Raw genomic sequence first — 19,474 nt, 5'->3', positions numbered from 1 at the left:
GAACATCACTTGTAGCGGTGGATGTTCGACAGTTGCTTGTTCGGCTGCGGATTGCGGCGATAGATCAGCGCTTTCTTGCCGATGGTCTGTACCAGTTCGGCGCGGCCGGCCTTGCACAGCGCGGCAATTGCGGCGGCACGCTCTTCGCGGTCTTCGGAGCGAATCTCGACCTTGATCAGTTCGTGGTCAACCAGAGCGCGTTCGAGTTCGGCGATAACCCCTTCAGTCAACCCGTTGCCTGCCACAATCAGAACTGGTTTCAGGTCGTGGCCAATGGATTTGTACTGTTTCTTCTGCTCGTTATTGAGCGGCATAATCTGACCCTTTGTCTGATTCTGTAAAAATGGCGGCCATTTTACCCGAGGGCCCGTGGATCCGCCCAGTTAATCACGACCCTTATCATCGAGGTGCCCAATGGCGCGTTCCAAGACAAGCCTTGGCTGGCTGAAAAGACATGTCAACGATCCCTATGTGAAGCAGGCGCAGAAGGATGGCTACCGCTCGCGTGCGAGCTACAAGCTTCTGGAAGTCCAGGAGAAATACAAGCTGATCCGCCCAGGCATGAGTGTAATCGACCTGGGGGCGGCGCCCGGTGGCTGGTCGCAGGTGACCAGTCGTCTGATCGGCGGCCAGGGCCGTTTGATTGCCTCCGATATCCTGGAAATGGACAGCATTCCCGACGTTACTTTCATTCAGGGTGACTTCACCCAGGATGCGGTGTTGGCGCAAATCCTCGAAGCCGTAGGTAATTCGCATGTGGACCTTGTGATTTCCGATATGGCCCCCAATATGAGTGGTACGCCTGCCGTAGATATGCCCAAGGCCATGTTCCTTTGTGAGCTGGCCCTTGATCTGGCGACTCGCGTGCTCAAGCCGGGTGGCAATTTCCTGATCAAAATGTTCCAGGGCGAAGGGTTTGATGTCTATCTGAAGGACGCTCGTCTGAAATTCGACAAGGTCCAGATGATCAAACCGGACTCTTCCCGCGACAGCTCTCGCGAGCAATACTTGCTGGCATGGGGCTATCGCGGCGAGTGACAGGCGTCAGGCCGGCAGCTTTCGAGGTGCCCTATAGCTTTTTGCAATAGAGCACTTTGCCTGACCTGGACAAACATCGTGTAGTCTAGGTTTCACAAAGGGTTACAGACGGCGCCTGCAGATGTGTAGGTTATGTAGTAAGTTAAGCCGGTGAATATCATGCGAGGCACGGCTGCGCCGTCAGCCGGCTTCAGAGGGTAGCTAATTGAACGATATGGCAAAGAACTTGATCCTGTGGTTGATCATCGCGGCTGTCCTGGTGACGGTGATGAACAACTTCTCCAGCCCGAATGAGCCGCAGACCCTCAACTATTCCGACTTCATTCAGCAGGTCAAGGATGGCAAGGTCGAGCGCGTTGCGGTCGACGGCTACGTCATTACCGGTAAACGTACCGATGGCGACAGCTTCAAGACCATCCGTCCGGCCATTCAGGACAACGGTCTGATCGGCGACCTGGTCGACAACCACGTCGTGGTCGAGGGCAAGCAGCCAGAGCAGCAGAGCATCTGGACCCAACTGCTGGTCGCCAGCTTCCCGATCCTGGTGATCATTGCCGTATTCATGTTTTTCATGCGCCAGATGCAGGGCGGCGCTGGTGGCAAGGGCGGGCCGATGAGCTTTGGCAAGAGCAAGGCGCGCCTGCTCTCCGAAGACCAGGTGAAAACCACCCTGGCCGATGTTGCCGGCTGTGATGAAGCCAAGGAAGAAGTGGGCGAGCTGGTCGAATTCCTGCGTGATCCAGGCAAGTTCCAGCGCCTGGGTGGTCGTATTCCACGCGGTGTGCTGATGGTCGGCCCACCGGGTACCGGTAAGACCCTGCTGGCCAAGGCCATTGCCGGCGAAGCCAAGGTACCGTTCTTCACCATCTCCGGTTCCGACTTCGTCGAAATGTTCGTCGGTGTAGGTGCCAGCCGTGTTCGTGACATGTTCGAGCAGGCCAAGAAACACGCACCGTGCATTATCTTCATCGACGAGATCGACGCCGTTGGTCGCCATCGTGGCGCCGGCATGGGTGGCGGTCACGACGAGCGCGAGCAGACCCTCAACCAGTTGCTGGTGGAGATGGACGGCTTCGAAATGAATGACGGCATCATCGTCATCGCCGCGACCAACCGTCCAGACGTGCTCGACCCGGCGCTGTTGCGTCCAGGTCGCTTCGACCGTCAGGTCGTCGTTGGTCTGCCGGATATCCGTGGCCGTGAGCAGATCCTCAAGGTGCACATGCGCAAGGTGCCGGTTGGCGAGAACGTCAATCCTGCAGTCATTGCCCGTGGTACTCCTGGTTTCTCCGGTGCTGACCTGGCCAACCTGGTCAACGAAGCCTCGCTGTTCGCTGCTCGTGGTGGCAAGCGCGTTGTCGAGATGAAAGAGTTCGAACTGGCCAAAGACAAGATCATGATGGGCGCCGAGCGCAAGACCATGGTCATGTCCGAGAAAGAGAAGCAGAACACTGCTTATCACGAAGCCGGTCACGCCATCGTTGGCCGCGTTGTGCCCGAGCACGACCCGGTCTACAAGGTGTCGATCATTCCGCGTGGCCGGGCACTGGGTGTCACCATGTTCCTGCCTGAGGAGGATCGTTACAGCTTGTCCAAGCGTGCACTGATCAGCCAGATCTGCTCGCTGTACGGCGGCCGTATCGCCGAAGAGATGACCCTGGGCTTCGATGGGGTGACCACCGGTGCCTCCAACGACATCATGCGCGCGAGCCAGATTGCCCGGAATATGGTCACCAAGTGGGGCCTTTCGGAGAAGCTTGGTCCGCTGATGTACGCCGAAGAAGAGGGTGAGGTGTTCCTGGGGCGCAGTGCCGGTTCCCAGCACGCCAGTGTCTCCGGTGAAACCGCCAAGCTGATCGACTCCGAAGTGCGCAGCATCATTGACCAGTGCTATGCCACGGCCAAGCAGATTCTTACCGAAAACCGCGACAAACTCGACGCCATGGCCGATGCGCTGATGAAGTACGAGACCATCGATGCCGACCAGATCGACGACATCATGGCCGGTCGCGAGCCACGCGAGCCGCGTGACTGGGAAGGTGGGTCGGGTACTTCGGGCACCTCTGCACCGCAGAGTGATCGTCCCGAGTCGCCAATCGGCGGTCCGGCGGCGCAAGTCTAAGGGCATATATGACTTCACAGCAGTACCCAACCCGGTTGCCTTGCGGCAACCGGGTTCTTGATTTGTCCCGTACCCATGTCATGGGTATCCTCAATATCACCCCCGATTCCTTCTCCGACGGCGGTCGCTTCACCCAGCGTGATGCAGCCTTGCGTCACGCCGAGGCGATGGTGGCTGCTGGCGCGACCCTGGTCGATGTCGGAGGCGAGTCCACGCGCCCAGGTGCGCGCGTGGTGTCGGCGCTTGAAGAGCTGGAGCGCGTCGCGCCGATCGTCGAGGCGATCAATCGCGAGCTCGACGTGATCATCTCGGTCGATACCTCGACGCCCGCGGTTATCCGTGAATCGGCCAGGCTCGGTGCCGGGCTGATCAATGACGTGCGCTCGCTCAGCCGTGATGGCGCCCTGGATGCTGCTGCGGCTACTGGCTTGCCGGTGTGCCTGATGCATATGCGCGGCGAGCCGGGTGACATGCAGGACGATCCTAGTTACCAGGATGTCACCGCCGAGGTGGCGAGCTATCTTGAAGAGCGGATGGCGGCGTGTGCGGCCGTAGGCATCGAGGCTGAACGGATCATCCTTGATCCGGGGTTCGGCTTCGCCAAGACCCTCGAGCATAACCTCAGCCTGTTCAAGCACATGCAAGTGCTTTATCGGTTGGGGCGGCCCTTGCTGGTGGGCGTTTCGCGCAAGAGCATGATCGGCCTGGCCCTGGGCCGTCCGGTCGGTGAGCGGCTCTATGGCAGCCTGGCCCTGGCTGCGCTGGCGATGACTCAGGGCGCGAGCATATTGCGCGTTCATGATGTCGCCGAAACCGTCGATGTAGTGCGGATGATTGCTGCGGTGCAGACCGCCGAATAAGAGTGATGGAGCATCTATGAGCAGAAAATACTTTGGTACCGACGGTATTCGTGGCCGTGTCGGCGAATACCCGATCACCCCTGACTTCATGCTCAAGCTCGGCTGGGCAGCGGGCATGGCCTTTCGAAAGCAGGGTGCCTGCCGGGTACTGGTCGGTAAAGACACGCGTATTTCCGGCTACATGTTCGAGTCGGCGCTGGAGGCCGGGCTGTCTGCGGCGGGCGCCGATGTGATGCTGCTCGGGCCGATGCCGACGCCGGCCATTGCCTACCTGACCCGCACCTTCCATGCTGAGGCGGGCATTGTCATCAGTGCCTCGCACAATCCCCATGACGACAACGGCATCAAGTTCTTCTCGGGCCAAGGTACCAAGCTGCCGGACGAAGTCGAACTGATGATCGAAGAATTGCTCGACCAGCCGATGACCGTGGTCGAATCGGGCAAGCTGGGCAAGGTATCGCGTATCAACGACGCGGCCGGGCGTTACATCGAATTCTGCAAAAGCAGTGTGCCGAGCAGTACCGACTTTGCTGGCCTCAAGCTGGTGGTCGACTGCGCCCATGGTGCTACCTACAAGGTTGCGCCAAGCGTATTCCGCGAGCTTGGTGCCGATGTCACGGTGCTGTCGGCGCAACCGGATGGCCTGAACATTAACAAGAACTGCGGTTCGACTCACATCGAATCACTGCAGGCGGCGGTCCTGGTGGGGCATGCGGACCTGGGCATCGCCTTCGATGGTGACGGCGATCGGGTGTTGATGGTCGATCACACCGGTGCGATTGTCGATGGCGATGAGTTGCTGTTCATCATTGCTCGTGACCTGCATGAGCGCGGCAAGCTGCAGGGTGGGGTGGTGGGCACCCTGATGAGCAACCTGGGGCTGGAGCTGGCCCTGAAGGATCTCGACATTCCGTTTGTGCGCGCCAAGGTCGGTGATCGCTACGTGATGGCCGAATTGCTGGCGCGTGACTGGGTGATCGGTGGCGAGAATTCCGGGCACGTGGTGTGCTGCAACCACACCACCACCGGTGATGCGATCATCGCCGCGCTGCAGGTGCTGATGGCCCTGAAACGCCGCGAGGAGACCCTGGCCCAGGCCCGTCAGGCCCTGCGCAAATGCCCGCAGGTGCTGATCAATGTACGCTTTGGTGCGAGCAAGGTCGACCCGCTGGAGCACCCGGCTGTCAAAGACGCCAGTGCCAAGGTCACCGAGGCGTTGGCAGGTCGTGGCCGTGTGCTGCTACGCAAGTCCGGGACAGAGCCTCTGGTGCGGGTAATGGTCGAAGGCGAGGATGAAAATCAGGTCCGCGGCCACGCCGAAGCCCTGGCAAAACTGGTAAGTGAAGTTTGCGTTTGAAATACGCTTGCCAGAGGTGATCGGGTTGGGTAACATCTGCGCCCTCTTTGACCGACGAGGTAAAGCATGCGTCGCCCTATGGTAGCTGGTAACTGGAAGATGCACGGTACCCGCGCCAGCGTCGCTGAGCTGATCAAGGGCTTGAGTGATCTCGCCCTGCCGAGCGGTGTTGAGGTCGCGGTGTTTCCCCCGGCGTTGTACATCAATCAGGTAGTTGATGGTGTGCAAGGCAAGGCGATCGCCGTCGGCGCTCAGAATTCTGCGGTACAGCCTGAGCAAGGCGCACTGACCGGTGAAATTGCACCGAGTCAACTGGCCGAGGCAGGTTGCGAGCTGGTACTGATTGGGCACTCCGAGCGTCGCCAGATCATTGGCGAAAGCGATGAGGTTCTCAATCGCAAGTTCGCTGCGGCACAGGCTTGTGGTTTGAAGCCGGTGCTCTGTGTAGGGGAGACCCTCGAAGAGCGCGAAGCAGGTAAAACGCTTGAGATTGTCGGGCGTCAGCTGGACAGCGTCATCGAAGCGTTCGGTGTCGAAGTCTTCGCCCAAGCGGTGATTGCCTATGAGCCTGTATGGGCCATCGGTACAGGGCTGACAGCCTCGCCACAGCAAGCTCAGGATGTGCATAAAGCCATTCGCGAGCAGCTGGCGGCAAAGAATCCTGAAGTCGCGGCGAATGTGCGGCTTCTATACGGCGGCAGCGTGAAGGCGGCCAATGCGGCTGAACTGTTCGGCATGCCGGATATCGATGGGGGCCTGATTGGTGGGGCTTCCCTGAACGCAGACGAATTCGGTGCAATTTGTCGCGCCGCAGGAAACTGAAAAATGCTGGAAACAGTGATCGTTGTTTTGCATCTGTTGGGCGCGCTGGGTTTGGTAGTGCTGGTGTTGCTGCAACAGGGTAAAGGTGCTGAAGCAGGTGCATCTTTCGGCGCAGGTGCTTCAAATACTGTGTTCGGAAGCCAAGGTTCTGCTACCTTTCTGAGTAAGTTTACTGCTATACTAGCTGCCTCTTTCTTCTTAACTGCTCTTGGGTTAGGATACTTTGCTAAGGAGAAGGCTCAAGAGCTGACTCAAGTAGGGTTGCCAAATCCAGCGGTCTTGGAAGTGAAGCAGCAAAAGCCGGCAACAGATGATGTACCGGTGCTCCAGGAGCAGAAGAGCGAAGCCACTAACACTGGTGATGTTCCTCCGGCTCAAGAGCAGAAGTAACGGGTTTCAAAGTAGTATTGCCGAGGTGGTGGAATTGGTAGACACGCAACCTTGAGGTGGTTGTGCCCATAGGGTGTAGGGGTTCGAGTCCCCTTCTCGGTACCAATTGAAACAAGACAGCCCGCTACAGCGGGCTTTCTTGTAGGTGGAGGTTCGATTGACCCTTTTAGGGTTCGGTCGTATACTTTCGCCCCAGCTTTGTCGCGGGGTGGAGCAGTCTGGTAGCTCGTCGGGCTCATAACCCGAAGGTCGTTGGTTCAAATCCAGCCCCCGCAACCAGTTTCAGCGGAGCCCCTTTTGCAGGGGCTTTTTCTTGGCTGAACAGTCATAACGCCGGTATTCAACGGCGTATCAGGGATGGGCGCTTTGCCCATTTTTTATTTGCATAGCATGCACGAGGGGGTTCAGGTGTCGAGCAAGCTAGAACAGTTGCAGGCCTTGTTGGCCCCGGTGGTCGAGGCTCTTGGCTATCAATGCTGGGGGATCGAATTCATCTCTCAAGGCAAACATTCGGTACTGCGTATCTATATCGATAAAGAGGATGGAATCCTGGTTGATGACTGCGCGATTGTCAGTCGTCAGATCAGCGGTGTTCTCGATGTCGAAGATCCGATCAGTTCCGAGTACACCCTTGAAGTGTCCTCTCCTGGCATGGAACGCCCACTGTTCACTCTGGAACAGTACGCTTCGCATGCCGGCGAACAAGTGAAGATCAAGCTGCGTACGCCCTTTGAAGGTCGTCGTAACTTTCAGGGCCTTCTCCGTGGCGTGGAGGAGCAGGATGTGGTTGTTCAGGTAGATAACCAGGAATTCCTGTTGCCGATCGATTCGATCGACAAGGCCAACATTATTCCCAGTTTTGACTGAGACGTGCCGGGTCCCGCGGACCGCGCGGATCCAATGGCTTGCGAAAGGCGAGGCGTACGATGAGCAAAGAAGTACTGCTGGTTGTTGAGTCGGTATCCAACGAAAAGGGCGTACCGGCCAGCGTAATTTTTGAAGCGCTGGAAGTGGCCCTGGCCACTGCAACCAAAAAACGTTTTGACGACGAAGTCGATCTGCGTGTGGAAATCAACCGCCACACCGGTAGCTACGAAACCTTCCGTCGCTGGACTGTCGTCGAGGAAAAGGATCTGGACGATCCGGCAATCGAAGTGTGGCCAGCGAAGATTCAGGAGACCCATCCTGAAGCTAAAGTCGGTGACGTGATCGAAGAGAAGATCGAGTCGATCGAGTTCGGCCGCATCGCTGCCCAGACTGCCAAGCAAGTCATCGTCCAGAAGGTCCGTGAAGCCGAGCGTGCTCAGGTGGTGGATGCTTACCGCGAGCGTCTGGGCGAGATCATCTCCGGCACCGTCAAGAAGGTCACCCGTGACAACGTCATCGTTGACCTGGGCAACAACGCAGAAGCGTTGCTGGCCCGTGAAGACATCATCTCTCGCGAGACTTTCCGTGTCGGTGTACGCCTGCGTGCACTGCTCAAGGAAATCCGCACTGAGAACCGCGGCCCGCAGTTGATCCTGTCGCGCACCGCGCCGCAGATGCTGATCGAACTGTTCCGCATCGAAGTGCCGGAAATCGCCGAGGGCCTGATCGAAGTCATGGCCGCGTCCCGTGACCCGGGTTCGCGCGCCAAGATCGCCGTGCGCTCCAAAGACAAGCGTATCGACCCGCAAGGTGCCTGTATCGGCATGCGCGGTTCGCGTGTCCAGGCGGTGTCCGGCGAACTGGGTGGTGAGCGTGTGGATATCGTCCTCTGGGACGACAACCCTGCACAGTTTGTCATCAACGCCATGTCGCCGGCTGAAGTCGCGGCGATCATCGTCGATGAAGACGCCCACGCCATGGACATTGCCGTGGGTGCCGACAACCTGGCCCAGGCGATTGGCCGTGGTGGCCAGAACGTGCGCCTGGCCAGTCAGTTGACCGGCTGGACCCTGAACGTGATGACCGAATCGGACATCCAGGCCAAGCAGCAAGCTGAAACCGGTGACATCCTGCGCAACTTCATCGACGAGCTGGAAGTCGACGAAGAGCTGGCACAGGTGCTGGTCGATGAAGGCTTCACCAGCCTGGAAGAGATTGCCTACGTACCGCTGGAAGAAATGCTCAACATCGACGGCTTTGACGAAGACATCGTCAATGAGCTTCGTGCTCGCGCCAAGGATCGCCTGTTGACCAAAGCCATCGCTACTGAGGAAAAGCTGGCAGACGCCCATCCGGCCGAAGACCTGCTCTCGCTTGAGGGCATGGACAAGGATTTGGCGATGGAACTGGCGGTGCGCGGCGTAGTTACCCGCGAAGACCTGGCCGAGCAGTCTATTGATGACCTGCTCGACATCGACGGCATCGACCAAGAGCGTGCCGGCAAGTTGATCATGGCCGCCCGAGCCCACTGGTTCGAGTAATTAGGCGCGGCCTGAGGAGAGAAGTGCATGACGCAAGTCACGGTGAAAGAATTGGCCCAAGAGGTCGCTGCACCGGTAGAGCGCCTGCTGCAGCAGATGCGTGAGGCAGGTCTGCCGCACACCGACGCCGGTCAGGTAGTGACCGACAATGAGAAGCAGGCATTGCTGGCTCATTTGAAGAGCAGCCACAAGGCAAAAGTGGAAGAACCGCGCAAGATCACCTTGCAGCGCAAAACCACCAGCACCCTGCGTGTCGCCGGTAGCAAGAGCATCAGCGTAGAAGTACGCAAGAAGAAAGTATTCGTTCAGCGCAGCCCGGAAGAAATCCAGGCCGAGCAGAAGCGCGAGCTGGAAGAGCGCCGTGCAGCCGAAAACGCTGCCCGTGAGAAGACCGATGCCCAGGCACGTCAGCGTGTCGAGGAAGAAGTCCGTCGCCAACCTGCCGCTGCGCCTGCCGCGCCGGTTGCCGCCGCTCCGGCGCCGGCTGCCGCACCTGTGATCGAAGCTGCTGACGCCGCTCCGGCCCCGGTCGCCGACCGCAAGAAAGACGACGTGCGTCGCAGCGACAAGTCGCGTGACGACGAGCGTCGTGGCGGCGAGCGCCGTAACGAAGCGCCGCGCGTTTCGGTAAAGGTCAAGGAAAAGGAAAAGGCGCCTACCCCGCGTGCCGCTCCGCGTACCACCGACGAAGAAAGCGATGGCTTCCGTCGTGGTGGCCGTGGCAAAGGCAAGCCGAAGAAGCGCAATGCCCATGGTTTCCAGAGCCCGACCGGTCCGGTGATCCGCGACGTGCAGATCGGCGAGACCATCACGGTTGCCGATCTGGCGAGCCAGATGTCCGTCAAGGGCGCTGAAGTCGTCAAGTTCATGTTCAAACTGGGCACTCCGGTGACCATCAACCAGGTGCTTGATCGCGAGACCGCTCAACTGGTCGCCGAAGAGCTGGGCCACAAGGTCACCCTGGTCAGCGATACAGCCCTGGAAGACTCCCTGGCCGAATCGCTGAAGTTCGAAGGCGAAGCGTTCTCCCGTGCACCCGTCGTGACCGTAATGGGCCACGTTGACCACGGTAAGACCTCGCTGCTCGACTACATCCGTCGTGCCAAGGTAGCTGCCGGTGAAGCCGGTGGTATCACCCAGCACATCGGTGCGTACCACGTAGAAACCGACCGCGGTATGGTCACCTTCCTCGACACCCCGGGTCACGCCGCGTTTACCGCCATGCGTGCCCGTGGTGCCAAGGCGACCGACATCGTGATCCTGGTGGTTGCGGCGGACGACGGCGTGATGCCGCAAACCCGCGAAGCGGTCCAGCACGCCAAGGCTGCCGGTGTTCCGCTGGTTGTAGCGGTGAACAAGATCGACAAGCCGGGTGCGGACCTCGATCGTATCCGTAACGAACTGTCCGTCGAGGGTGTTACCTCCGAGGACTGGGGTGGTGACACGCCGTTCGTCAAGGTGTCGGCGAAGATGGGTACCGGTGTCGACGAGTTGCTCGAAGCGGTCCTGCTGCAAGCCGAAATCCTCGAGCTCAAGGCTACTCCATCGGCCCCGGGTCGTGGTGTGGTGGTCGAGTCGCGCCTGGACAAGGGTCGCGGCCCGGTGGCTACCGTTCTGGTTCAAGACGGTACCCTGCGTCAGGGCGACATGGTCCTGTGCGGTTCGAACTACGGCCGTGTACGGGCCATGCTCGACGAAAACGGCAAGCCTGTTAAGGAAGCTGGTCCTGCGATCCCGGTCGAGATTCTCGGCCTGGATGGCACTCCGGACGCCGGTGACGAGCTGTCGGTAGTGGCTGACGAGAAGAAAGCCCGTGAAGTTGCCCTGTTCCGTCAAGGCAAGTTCCGCGAAGTCAAACTGGCTCGCGCTCACGCTGGCAAGCTCGAGAACATTTTCGAGAACATGGGCCAGGAAGAGAAGAAGACCCTCAACATCGTGCTCAAGTCCGATGTCCGTGGTTCTCTCGAGGCCCTGCAGGGCTCCCTGAGCGGCCTGGGCAACGACGAAGTACAGGTTCGCGTAATTGGTGGCGGTGTCGGTGGTATCACCGAGAGCGATGCCAACCTGGCCCTGGCGTCCAATGCAGTACTGTTCGGCTTCAACGTGCGTGCCGATGCCGGCGCGCGCAAGATCGTCGAACAGGAAGGTCTGGATATGCGTTACTACAACGTGATCTACGACATCATTGAAGACGTCAAGAAAGCCCTGACCGGTATGCTTGGCAGCGATGTTCGCGAGAACATCCTGGGCATCGCCGAAGTACGTGACGTGTTCCGTTCGCCGAAGTTCGGCGCCATCGCCGGCTGCATGGTCGTCGAGGGTGTGGTTTACCGCAACCGTCCGATCCGCGTACTGCGCGAGGACGTGGTGATCTTCGAAGGCGAGCTGGAGTCGCTGCGTCGCTTCAAGGACGATGCGTCCGAAGTACGTGCCGGCATGGAGTGCGGTATTGGCGTCAAGAGCTACAACGACGTCAAGGTCGGCGACAAGATCGAAGTCTTCGAGAAAGTCCAAGTGGCTCGTACGCTTTAAGCCGCGAGCATGGGAACCGCCAATCGTCCGCTCCAGGGCAGCGCTTGGCGGCTCTGAACGCAACGCCCGGTCCGGCTTTAGCCTGGCCGGGCGTTTGCCGCTTTAGTTACAGGTAGCAAAAATGGCAAAAGAATATAGCCGTACCCAACGCATCGGCGATCAGATTCAGCGCGAGCTGGCCCAGTTGATCCGTCGTGAAGTCAAAGACCCGCGCGTCGGCGTGGTCACCATTACCGCTGTGGATGTCAGCCGCGATGTCGGCCATGCCAAGGTGTTCATCACCTGCATGGGCCAGGAAGGCGCTGACGATATCAAGCAGACCCTCAAGGTGCTCAACGGCGCGGCCAGTTTCCTGCGCGTGCACCTGGGCAAGGAAATGCAACTGCGCAGCGTGCCGCAACTGCATTTTCACTATGACGAAAGCGTCAGTCGCGGTGTCCACCTGTCGGCCCTGATCGAGCGCGCCGTCGCCGAAGACAAGCTGCACCAGGCCTCCGATTCCGACACGCCCCTGGACACCAAGGAGTAAGCGGTGGCTCAGGTCAAGCGTATCCGTCGTAACGTCAGCGGCATCATCCTGCTCGACAAGCCGTTGGGGTTCACCTCCAACGCTGCCTTGCAGAAGGTCCGCTGGCTGCTCAATGCCGAAAAGGCCGGGCACACCGGTAGCCTCGACCCACTGGCCAGTGGCGTACTACCACTGTGCTTCGGAGAGGCGACCAAGTTCTCGCAATACCTGCTCGATTCCGACAAGGGCTACGAGACGGTCATGCAACTGGGGCAGACCACCACCACCGGCGATGCCGAGGGTGAAGTACTGAAGTCCCGCGAGGTGACCATTGGTCGCGCCGATATCGAAGCGGTTTTGCCACAATTTCGTGGTCAAATCAGTCAGATACCGCCGATGTACTCGGCTCTCAAGCGTGATGGTCAGCCGTTGTACAAGCTTGCCCGTGCAGGTGAAGTAGTGGAGCGCGAGGCGCGTTCTGTTACTATTAACCGCTTGGAATTGCTCGAGTGTGAAGGCACCCGTGTCCGGCTGTCGGTCGGCTGCAGCAAAGGCACCTACATCCGCACCCTGGTCGAGGATATCGGCGAAGTGCTGGGTTGTGGGGCTTATGTCGCCGAACTGCGTCGTACCCACGCCGGTCCTTTCGAGCTGGCCCAGACGGTGAGCCTCGAAGAACTCGAAGCGGTCCACGCCGAAGGTGGCAACGAAGCGGTCGATCGCTTCCTGATGCCATCGGACAGCGGTCTGCTGGACTGGCCACTGTTGCAGTTCTCCGAGCACAGTGCGTTCTACTGGCTCAATGGTCAGCCGGTCAGAGCCCCTGACGCGCCGAAGTTCGGCATGGTTCGGGTACAAGATCACAACGGTCGCTTCATCGGTATCGGTGAAGTGAGCGAAGACGGGCGTATCGCGCCACGTCGACTGATTCGGTCAGAATGATCGAAACCCTCGGTGCCAGGCTCAGGCCTGGTGCTGGTGGTAAAGAGGATGGCTGTTAATAGGCACGGTCACGCCTCACTTTATGAATACAGGGAGCAGTCCCTGGCCTATTGGAAACCGTTTGTTCGGTTTCCCTTGATTTGGAGAAGCCAGATGGCACTCAGCGTTGAAGAAAAAGCAAAGATCGTTGGCGAATACCAGCAAGCAGCCGGTGACACCGGTAGCCCGGAAGTGCAGGTTGCCCTGCTGACCGCCAACATCAACAAGCTGCAAGGCCACTTCAAGGCCAACGGCAAAGACCACCACTCCCGTCGTGGTCTGATCCGCATGGTTAACCAGCGTCGTAAGCTGCTGGACTACCTGAAAGGCAAGGACACCACTCGTTACAGCGCCCTGATCGGTCGTCTGGGTCTGCGTCGCTAATAGCGGCCTGGCCAGTGGTGTGCATGGCGTGCTGCAGTCACCAGGCGGAGCCTTTGGCCCCCGTGCTGGTGAGCACGCCTTGCGTATCTATGAGGTTGGCTGTCTGTCTCGCCTGAGCGGTTTACCGCAAGGGCAGGGCAGGCTCCCAACCTCTAGTTTTATCTGGACTGCCAACAGGGCCGATTCCCTGTTCTGCCCAAGAATTCGCAAGAACAAGTTCCCCCAGAGCCACTGAAAAAGGTAGGAAACCGTGAACCCGGTAATCAAGAAATTCCAGTTCGGTCAATCGACCGTTACCCTCGAGACGGGCCGTATTGCTCGTCAAGCGTCCGGCGCCGTATTGGTCACCGTCGACAACGATGTCACCGTACTGGTGACCGTGGTCGGTGCCAAACAGGCCGATCCAGGCAAAGGCTTCTTCCCCCTGTCCGTTCACTATCAGGAAAAGACCTACGCCGCCGGCAAGATCCCTGGTGGTTTCTTCAAGCGTGAAGGCCGTCCTTCCGAGAAAGAAACCCTGACCTCGCGTCTGATCGACCGTCCGATCCGTCCGCTGTTCCCAGAAGGCTTCATGAACGAAGTGCAGGTGGTCTGCACCGTCGTTTCCACCAGCAAGAAGACCGATCCGGACGTCGCTGCGATGATCGGTACCTCGGCTGCCCTGGCCATCTCCGGCATTCCGTTCGAAGGCCCGATCGGCGCCGCCCGCGTTGCTTTCCATGAAAGCACCGGCTACCTGCTGAACCCGACCTACGAGCAACTGGCTGCCTCGAGCCTGGACATGGTCGTTGCCGGTACCTCCGACGCCGTTCTGATGGTCGAATCCGAAGCCAAAGAGCTGACCGAAGACCAGATGCTGGGCGCCGTACTGTTCGCCCACGACGAATTCCAGGTCGTGATCCAGGCTGTCAAGGAACTGGCCGCCGAAGCTGCCAAACCTACCTGGGACTGGACTGCCAAGGCCGAGAACACTTCGCTGCTGAGCGCTATCCGCGCCGAGCTGGGTGAAGCTGTTTCCCAGGCTTACACCATCACCGTCAAGGCCGACCGTTACGCTCGCCTGGGTGAACTGCGCGATCAGGCGATTGCCAAGTTCTCCGGTGAAGAAGGCCAGCCTTCGGCTTCCGAAGTCAAAGAAATCTTCGGCGAAATCGAATACCGTACCGTTCGCGAAAACATCGTTAACGGCAAGCCACGTATCGATGGCCGCGACACCAAGACTGTGCGTCCGCTGAACATCGAAGTCGGTGTTCTGCCAAAGACCCACGGCTCGGCACTGTTCACCCGTGGCGAAACCCAGGCCCTGGTCGTTGCGACCCTGGGTACTGCCCGTGACGCGCAACTGCTGGACACCCTCGAAGGCGAGAAGAAAGACCCCTTCATGCTGCACTACAACTTCCCGCCGTTCTCGGTGGGCGAGTGTGGCCGCATGGGCGGTGCTGGTCGTCGCGAAATCGGTCACGGCCGTCTGGCTCGCCGTTCGGTCCAGGCCATGCTGCCTGCCGCTGACGTGTTCCCGTACACCATCCGCGTAGTATCGGAAATCACCGAGTCCAACGGTTCCAGCTCCATGGCTTCGGTCTGTGGTGCATCCCTGGCACTGATGGACGCTGGTGTGCCAATGAAGGCACCGGTGGCCGGTATTGCCATGGGTCTGGTTAAAGAAGGCGAGAAGTTCGCTGTTCTGACCGACATCCTCGGTGACGAAGACCACCTGGGCGACATGGACTTCAAGGTAGCCGGTACCGCCAAGGGTGTTACCGCGCTGCAGATGGACATCAAGATCAACGGCATCACCGAAGAGATCATGGAAATCGCCCTGGGCCAGGCCCTGGAAGCGCGCCTGAACATCCTCGGCCAGATGAACCAGATCATCGGTCAGTCCCGTAGCGAACTGTCGGAAAACGCTCCGACCATGATCGCCATGAAGATCGACACCGACAAGATCCGTGATGTCATCGGTAAAGGCGGCGCGACCATCCGTGCCATCTGTGAAGAAACCAAGGCTTCGATCGATATCGAAGACGACGGTTCGATCAAGATCTTCGGTGAGACCAAAGACGCTGCTGAAGCTGCTCGTCAGCGCGTTCTGAGCATCACTGCCGAGGCTGAAATCGGCAAGATCTACGTCGGCAAGGTCGAGCGTATCGTCGACTTCGGTGCTTTCGTCAACATCCTGCCTGGCAAGGACGGTCTGGTTCACATCTCCATGCTGAGCGATGCTCGCGTCGAGAAAGTGACCGACATCCTCAAAGAGGGTCAGGAAGTTGAAGTACTGGTACTGGACGTGGACAACCGCGGCCGTATCAAGCTGTCGATCAAGGACGTTGCCGCTGCCAAGGCATCCGGCGTCTAAGCACGTAGCTTGAGAAGAAGGACCCTTCGGGGTCCTTTTTTTGTGCCTTGTAAAAGCCTCTTGCGGACTTGCATCTTGCATGCAGGATTTTCCCACGGCTTGCAAATTGCACGATCAAGAGTCATTCCTTTATTTTTAACTTATTGATTTATAAGGGTAAAAATTTCAACAAGAAACTGGCATAGGCCCTGCAATGGTATTCATACCCCTGCTGCCAGGACTTACGGCGCAGACTTTTCGAAAAACAGGAGTGTCTCGTATGAAGAAGTTCGCTATTGCTGCCGCTACTGCCACCGCCCTGACCCTGACTCTGGCTAACGCGGCTTTTGCCCAACAGCCTTCCCAGGCTCCGCTGACCGTTGCTGCGGGTGAAGTGACCAAAGCAAAAGAAGCGACCTCCGACACCTGGATCACTACCAAGGTCAAAGCTGACCTGATGACCGAGAAAGGCATCCCGGGCACTGACATCAAGGTCGAAACCAATAAAGGCGTAGTCTCGTTGTCTTCGGACATTGCCGTGAGCGATTCGCAGAAAGACATGGCGGTGGCTATCGCCAAGAAGATCAAAGGCGTGCAAGCCGTTTCGGCTGACGGCCTGAAAGCCAACTAAAGCGTTTGTCCCGACTCGCTGACCCTTAGCAGGTTCATGCGAAAGACCAAAAGGACTTGGTCACCCTAAGCCCCGGCACTGGTTGCCGGGGCTTCTTTGTCAGGAGAGAAATCATACCGATGGGAGCGGCGATGCGGCGACCCGACTTGCCCCGCGATAGAGGCCTACTTTATTCCGCATCCAGATGCAGCGGCGAAATCACCCGTCCATCTGCCTCGGCCTGGCCGAGGCTGGCGTCGACGAAGTAGACCCGGTCATCCGCCAGCTGGCCTTTGTCCACCAGGTAGTCCTTGATGCTGCTGGCCCGGGCCTGACCCAACTGGCGCAACAGCAGGGCGCTTTCGCCCCAGGACTTGAGGACCGCATCGCGCATCTGGGTAGTGCGCTGCTCACGGTCCAGCTGTTCCCACTCGGCCGGTGGCTGTTGCTTCATACGGGTGCGGTAAATGCCCTCGAGCATTGCTGGTTTGTCGCCGTCCGGGACCTTCAGCTCTGACGCCTGGGCCGGCACCTTGTCACCGCGACGCTGGAGGATCTTGTAGTAAGTGGCCTGGTACTCACGCTCCAGGCGTTGCTGGGCAATCAGTGGCCCGTCGCTGCTCTGGGCGCTGGTGCCCTCGATCTCCAGGCGCAGGGCAGGACGTTCCTTGAGCGCGTTGGCAAGTTTGTCCAGGGCGCTTTGCGCATCAGCGCTCAGGTCACTGGAGCCGGCGACGAAGGCCACGTTGCCCAGGTCCTGGGCATCACCGCCGCTGACCAGCCCGCCAATGAACTTGAATGGCGCCTGGGCCGCACGCATCACCAGGTTGCGCAGGGTCTGCCAGACGATCGGCATGACACTGAACTGCGGGTCGTTGAGATCGCCCGTCACCGGCAGCTCGATGGAGATCTTGCCGTCGGTGTCCTTGAGCAAGGCTACTGCCAGGCGAATTGGCAGGTCCACGGCATCCGGGCTATCGACTTTTTCCCCCAGTTGCAGTTGCTCGACCACCACCTTGTTCTCGGCCTTGAGTTTGCCCTGGGTGATCACGTAATGCAGGTCGATGTTCAGCCGGCCCTTGCGGATGCGAAAGCCTGCGAACTTGCCCGAGTAGGGGGTCAGGGTGGTCAGCTCGACGCGTTTGAAGCTGGTGGCGATGTCCAGGGCGGCCATCGGGTCGAAGGGGTTCAGCGAGCCTTTGATGGTCACCGGGGCATAACGATCGACCTTGCCCTTGATGTCGATCTTGGCCGGTTTGGGCTGGCGGTTGTCGATGGTGCCGATCTGGCCATTGAGCTGCTGGATGGCCGTGGCGAAGTTCGGCGTCAGGCTGAAGTCGGCAAAGTTGGCCGAACCGTCGTTGATGTCGATTGCACCGATGCGGATGCCCAGGGGTTTCTCGGCCGCAGCCTTGGTGGTGCTGGGGGCTTTGGCTGGCGCCGTGGCCGGTTGCGCGATCAGCAGGTCATCGACGTTGGTGGTGCGGTCTTCGTTGATCATGAAGCGCGCGTAGGGTTGCTTGAGGGTCACCTTGCCGATGGTCAGGGCATCACCGTGGCGGTACGACAGGCCATCGAGGTTCAGTTGCTGCCATTTGACGAAGTCGCGGTCCTTGATGGTGTCCAGGGTGTGCAACTGGTTGACCTGGGCCTTGCCATCGATACTGAATGCCAGCGGCGCGGTGCTCTTGAGGTCGACGTTGAGGTCGCTGCCAAGCATGCCGCTGCGCAGCTCCAGGCGAATAAAGGGGCTGATGTAGGCCTGGGCGATACGCAGGTCGATGTCCTGGGTGCTGACCTTGAGCTTGGCGCTGACCGGCGCCAGGTTCACTTCACCGGCGGCTTGCAGTTTGCCCTGTTTACCCACGCCGGTATCGAGCTTGAGGGTGAAGGGCGACTGGTTGAGGCTGTCGAAATTCTGCAGGTCGAGGTTCAGCGGGCCGACGTCCAGGGCCACTGGCTCTTTTTGCGAACGGTCGGCCAGGTGCACCTGGTAATTGCGCAGTTGCACGTCTTTGAGCAGCACCTGCCACGGTTTGCTCGGCGCTTGGGCCGCGGCCTGTTGTTCGGCATCTGCTGTAGCGGCGGCGGGCTCGGCTTTTTCTTTGGGCGTGGCCTTGGCCGGCTGGCTGGCGAACAGCTTTTGCCAGTCGAGCTGGCCATCGGACTCCACTGCCGCCCAGGTTTCGAGCTTGTCGCTGCGGATTTTACCGACGGTGACCAGTTGCTTGGCCAGGTCAATCGAGGTTTCGCTGACATCCAGTCGCGCCAGGCGGGCCAGCGGCCGGCCATCCGGTGCCTTGATGGCAAAGGGCGCGATGCTGACCGAGGTGTTGTCCAGCAGCAGCTCGGTTTCCTTGGACAGATTCAGCTTGTAGTGGGTATCGAGGCTGACCACGCCTTCTTCGAGCACCAGTGGCACGGCATCGCGGACATACGGCCAGAAGGCTTTCATCTTGCCATCGGTGACCTTCAAGGTGCCCTCGGAGGCAATCGGCACCAGGCTGAAGGTACCGCTCCAGTCGATACGGCCACCGGCAGGCCCGATAGCGACCAGCGACATGTCGGTGCTGTCCTCGGGCAGGGTGCTGAGGTTTTTCAGCTCCAGGTTCATCGAGTCGTAGAGGAACTCGATCGGCTCGCTCGGGCGCAGGTCCTGGAAGTGCAGGTAGCCTTCGCTGAGCTTGATGCTGCCAATGCGCAGCGGGAACGGGTCGCTGGCCGGCTCTTGCGGCTTGGCTTCGCTGGGCGGCAGCTTGAACAGCTGGGCCAGATTGAGGCTGCCGTCCTTGGCGAACAGCAGCTCGGTGCGTGCCTTGTCCAGCTCGACCCCGGCCAGGTGCAAGGCACCGGTCCACAGGCTGTCGAGCTGCAGGTTGGCGTACAGGCGTTCGAAACCGATCTGTTCCTTGCCCGGCTCACCGATCTGCAGGCCCCAGAGGGTCAGTTCGAGGCTGAACGGGTTGAGTTCGATCCGTTGCAAGTGCGCCGGCACCGTGGCGTAGTTGGCCAGTTGCTGGTTGGCGATACGCAGGGCAACCCCTGGGAGGATCAGAAAGCCAAGCAGGCTGTACAAGGCCACTGCGGCCAGCATGGCGCCGAGGGCGCGTTTCAATCCTTTGGGCAT

The 19,474-nt window shown here is 59.4% G+C and carries 16 protein-coding genes and 2 tRNA genes; 16 read left to right on the top strand and 2 right to left on the bottom strand.

From position 1 onward, the window contains the following. Positions 1 to 5: 5 nt before the first annotated feature. Entirely contained in the window at positions 6 to 314 is a 309-nt protein-coding gene (gene yhbY, locus EXN22_RS23880) for a ribosome assembly RNA-binding protein YhbY (protein WP_010222973.1), read from the bottom strand. A 100-nt stretch (positions 315 to 414) separates the two neighbouring features. On the opposite strand from yhbY, the gene rlmE reads away from it, so the two are divergent. The 16 genes from rlmE (at position 415) to EXN22_RS23800 (ending at position 16,368) form a co-directional block, all read left to right on the top strand. Continuing rightward, complete coding sequence (rlmE, locus tag EXN22_RS23875) at positions 415 to 1,038, top strand: 23S rRNA (uridine(2552)-2'-O)-methyltransferase RlmE (protein ID WP_130266363.1); 624 nt, start codon at positions 415 to 417, stop codon at positions 1,036 to 1,038. Between the two features lie 214 nt (positions 1,039 to 1,252). Further along, entirely contained in the window at positions 1,253 to 3,160 is a 1,908-nt protein-coding gene (gene ftsH / locus EXN22_RS23870; RefSeq protein ID WP_130266362.1) for an ATP-dependent zinc metalloprotease FtsH, read from the top strand. Between the two features lie 8 nt (positions 3,161 to 3,168). Next, positions 3,169 to 4,020 carry a dihydropteroate synthase gene (gene folP / locus EXN22_RS23865; protein WP_130266361.1) on the top strand — a complete coding sequence of 284 codons (852 nt, stop codon included), beginning with the start codon at positions 3,169 to 3,171 and terminating at the stop codon, positions 4,018 to 4,020. Positions 4,021 to 4,036: 16 nt separating this feature from the next. Then, on the top strand, positions 4,037 to 5,377 hold the full coding sequence (gene glmM / locus EXN22_RS23860; RefSeq protein ID WP_130266360.1) for a phosphoglucosamine mutase: 1,341 nt from the start codon (positions 4,037 to 4,039) through the stop codon (positions 5,375 to 5,377). Positions 5,378 to 5,443: 66 nt separating this feature from the next. Beyond that, positions 5,444 to 6,199 carry a triose-phosphate isomerase gene (tpiA, locus tag EXN22_RS23855; RefSeq protein WP_130266359.1) on the top strand — a complete coding sequence of 252 codons (756 nt, stop codon included), beginning with the start codon at positions 5,444 to 5,446 and terminating at the stop codon, positions 6,197 to 6,199. Positions 6,200 to 6,202: 3 nt separating this feature from the next. Then, positions 6,203 to 6,589: a preprotein translocase subunit SecG gene (gene secG, locus EXN22_RS23850; protein WP_130266358.1), complete on the top strand. Its 387-nt coding sequence runs from the start codon at positions 6,203 to 6,205 to the stop codon at positions 6,587 to 6,589. Between the two features lie 19 nt (positions 6,590 to 6,608). Beyond that, a tRNA-Leu gene (locus tag EXN22_RS23845) sits at positions 6,609 to 6,694 on the top strand. Positions 6,695 to 6,791: 97 nt separating this feature from the next. Beyond that, positions 6,792 to 6,868: transfer RNA gene (locus EXN22_RS23840), tRNA-Met, on the top strand. 129 nt (positions 6,869 to 6,997) lie between these two features. Next, complete coding sequence (gene rimP, locus EXN22_RS23835; protein ID WP_165392293.1) at positions 6,998 to 7,456, top strand: ribosome maturation factor RimP; 459 nt, start codon at positions 6,998 to 7,000, stop codon at positions 7,454 to 7,456. A gap of 59 nt (positions 7,457 to 7,515) precedes the next feature. Next, complete coding sequence (gene nusA / locus EXN22_RS23830; RefSeq protein WP_130266357.1) at positions 7,516 to 8,997, top strand: transcription termination factor NusA; 1,482 nt, start codon at positions 7,516 to 7,518, stop codon at positions 8,995 to 8,997. Between the two features lie 27 nt (positions 8,998 to 9,024). Further along, positions 9,025 to 11,529, top strand: a complete 2,505-nt coding sequence (gene infB / locus EXN22_RS23825; protein ID WP_130266356.1) for a translation initiation factor IF-2 — start codon at positions 9,025 to 9,027, stop codon at positions 11,527 to 11,529. 121 nt (positions 11,530 to 11,650) lie between these two features. After that, complete coding sequence (gene rbfA, locus EXN22_RS23820) at positions 11,651 to 12,058, top strand: 30S ribosome-binding factor RbfA (protein WP_130266355.1); 408 nt, start codon at positions 11,651 to 11,653, stop codon at positions 12,056 to 12,058. A 3-nt stretch (positions 12,059 to 12,061) separates the two neighbouring features. Then, complete coding sequence (truB, locus tag EXN22_RS23815; protein ID WP_130266354.1) at positions 12,062 to 12,979, top strand: tRNA pseudouridine(55) synthase TruB; 918 nt, start codon at positions 12,062 to 12,064, stop codon at positions 12,977 to 12,979. A 153-nt stretch (positions 12,980 to 13,132) separates the two neighbouring features. Further along, positions 13,133 to 13,402: a 30S ribosomal protein S15 gene (gene rpsO, locus EXN22_RS23810; RefSeq protein ID WP_010222985.1), complete on the top strand. Its 270-nt coding sequence runs from the start codon at positions 13,133 to 13,135 to the stop codon at positions 13,400 to 13,402. 250 nt (positions 13,403 to 13,652) lie between these two features. Next, positions 13,653 to 15,758 carry a polyribonucleotide nucleotidyltransferase gene (gene pnp / locus EXN22_RS23805; protein WP_130266353.1) on the top strand — a complete coding sequence of 702 codons (2,106 nt, stop codon included), beginning with the start codon at positions 13,653 to 13,655 and terminating at the stop codon, positions 15,756 to 15,758. Positions 15,759 to 16,017: 259 nt separating this feature from the next. After that, positions 16,018 to 16,368: a BON domain-containing protein gene (locus tag EXN22_RS23800; protein WP_130266352.1), complete on the top strand. Its 351-nt coding sequence runs from the start codon at positions 16,018 to 16,020 to the stop codon at positions 16,366 to 16,368. Between the two features lie 169 nt (positions 16,369 to 16,537). Here the strand turns inward: EXN22_RS23800 and EXN22_RS23795 are convergent, their stop codons facing one another. Beyond that, positions 16,538 to 19,474, bottom strand: coding sequence for a DUF748 domain-containing protein (locus EXN22_RS23795; protein ID WP_130266351.1), 2,937 nt, complete (start codon positions 19,472 to 19,474; stop codon positions 16,538 to 16,540).

This window comes from Pseudomonas tructae (assembly GCF_004214895.1).
In the GTDB taxonomy this organism is placed as follows: Bacteria; Pseudomonadota; Gammaproteobacteria; order Pseudomonadales; family Pseudomonadaceae; genus Aquipseudomonas; species Aquipseudomonas tructae.
The sequence above is the reverse complement of the archived record's forward strand: the minus strand, read 5'-3'. Positions and strand labels throughout refer to the sequence as shown.

What these genes read in the sequence shown, in the direction of transcription:
- EXN22_RS23800 (WP_130266352.1), top strand. Translation starts at nt 16,018, where the DNA reads ATGAAGAAGTTCGCTATTGCTGCCGCTACTGCCACCGCCCTGACCCTG.
- rlmE (WP_130266363.1), top strand. Translation starts at nt 415, where the DNA reads ATGGCGCGTTCCAAGACAAGCCTTGGCTGGCTGAAAAGACATGTCAAC.
- infB (WP_130266356.1), top strand. Translation starts at nt 9,025, where the DNA reads ATGACGCAAGTCACGGTGAAAGAATTGGCCCAAGAGGTCGCTGCACCG.
- secG (WP_130266358.1), top strand. Translation starts at nt 6,203, where the DNA reads ATGCTGGAAACAGTGATCGTTGTTTTGCATCTGTTGGGCGCGCTGGGT.
- rpsO (WP_010222985.1), top strand. Translation starts at nt 13,133, where the DNA reads ATGGCACTCAGCGTTGAAGAAAAAGCAAAGATCGTTGGCGAATACCAG.
- EXN22_RS23795 (WP_130266351.1), bottom strand. Translation starts at nt 19,474, where the DNA reads ATGCCCAAAGGATTGAAACGCGCCCTCGGCGCCATGCTGGCCGCAGTG.
- nusA (WP_130266357.1), top strand. Translation starts at nt 7,516, where the DNA reads ATGAGCAAAGAAGTACTGCTGGTTGTTGAGTCGGTATCCAACGAAAAG.
- folP (WP_130266361.1), top strand. Translation starts at nt 3,169, where the DNA reads ATGACTTCACAGCAGTACCCAACCCGGTTGCCTTGCGGCAACCGGGTT.
- glmM (WP_130266360.1), top strand. Translation starts at nt 4,037, where the DNA reads ATGAGCAGAAAATACTTTGGTACCGACGGTATTCGTGGCCGTGTCGGC.
- ftsH (WP_130266362.1), top strand. Translation starts at nt 1,253, where the DNA reads ATGGCAAAGAACTTGATCCTGTGGTTGATCATCGCGGCTGTCCTGGTG.
- tpiA (WP_130266359.1), top strand. Translation starts at nt 5,444, where the DNA reads ATGCGTCGCCCTATGGTAGCTGGTAACTGGAAGATGCACGGTACCCGC.
- rbfA (WP_130266355.1), top strand. Translation starts at nt 11,651, where the DNA reads ATGGCAAAAGAATATAGCCGTACCCAACGCATCGGCGATCAGATTCAG.
- yhbY (WP_010222973.1), bottom strand. Translation starts at nt 314, where the DNA reads ATGCCGCTCAATAACGAGCAGAAGAAACAGTACAAATCCATTGGCCAC.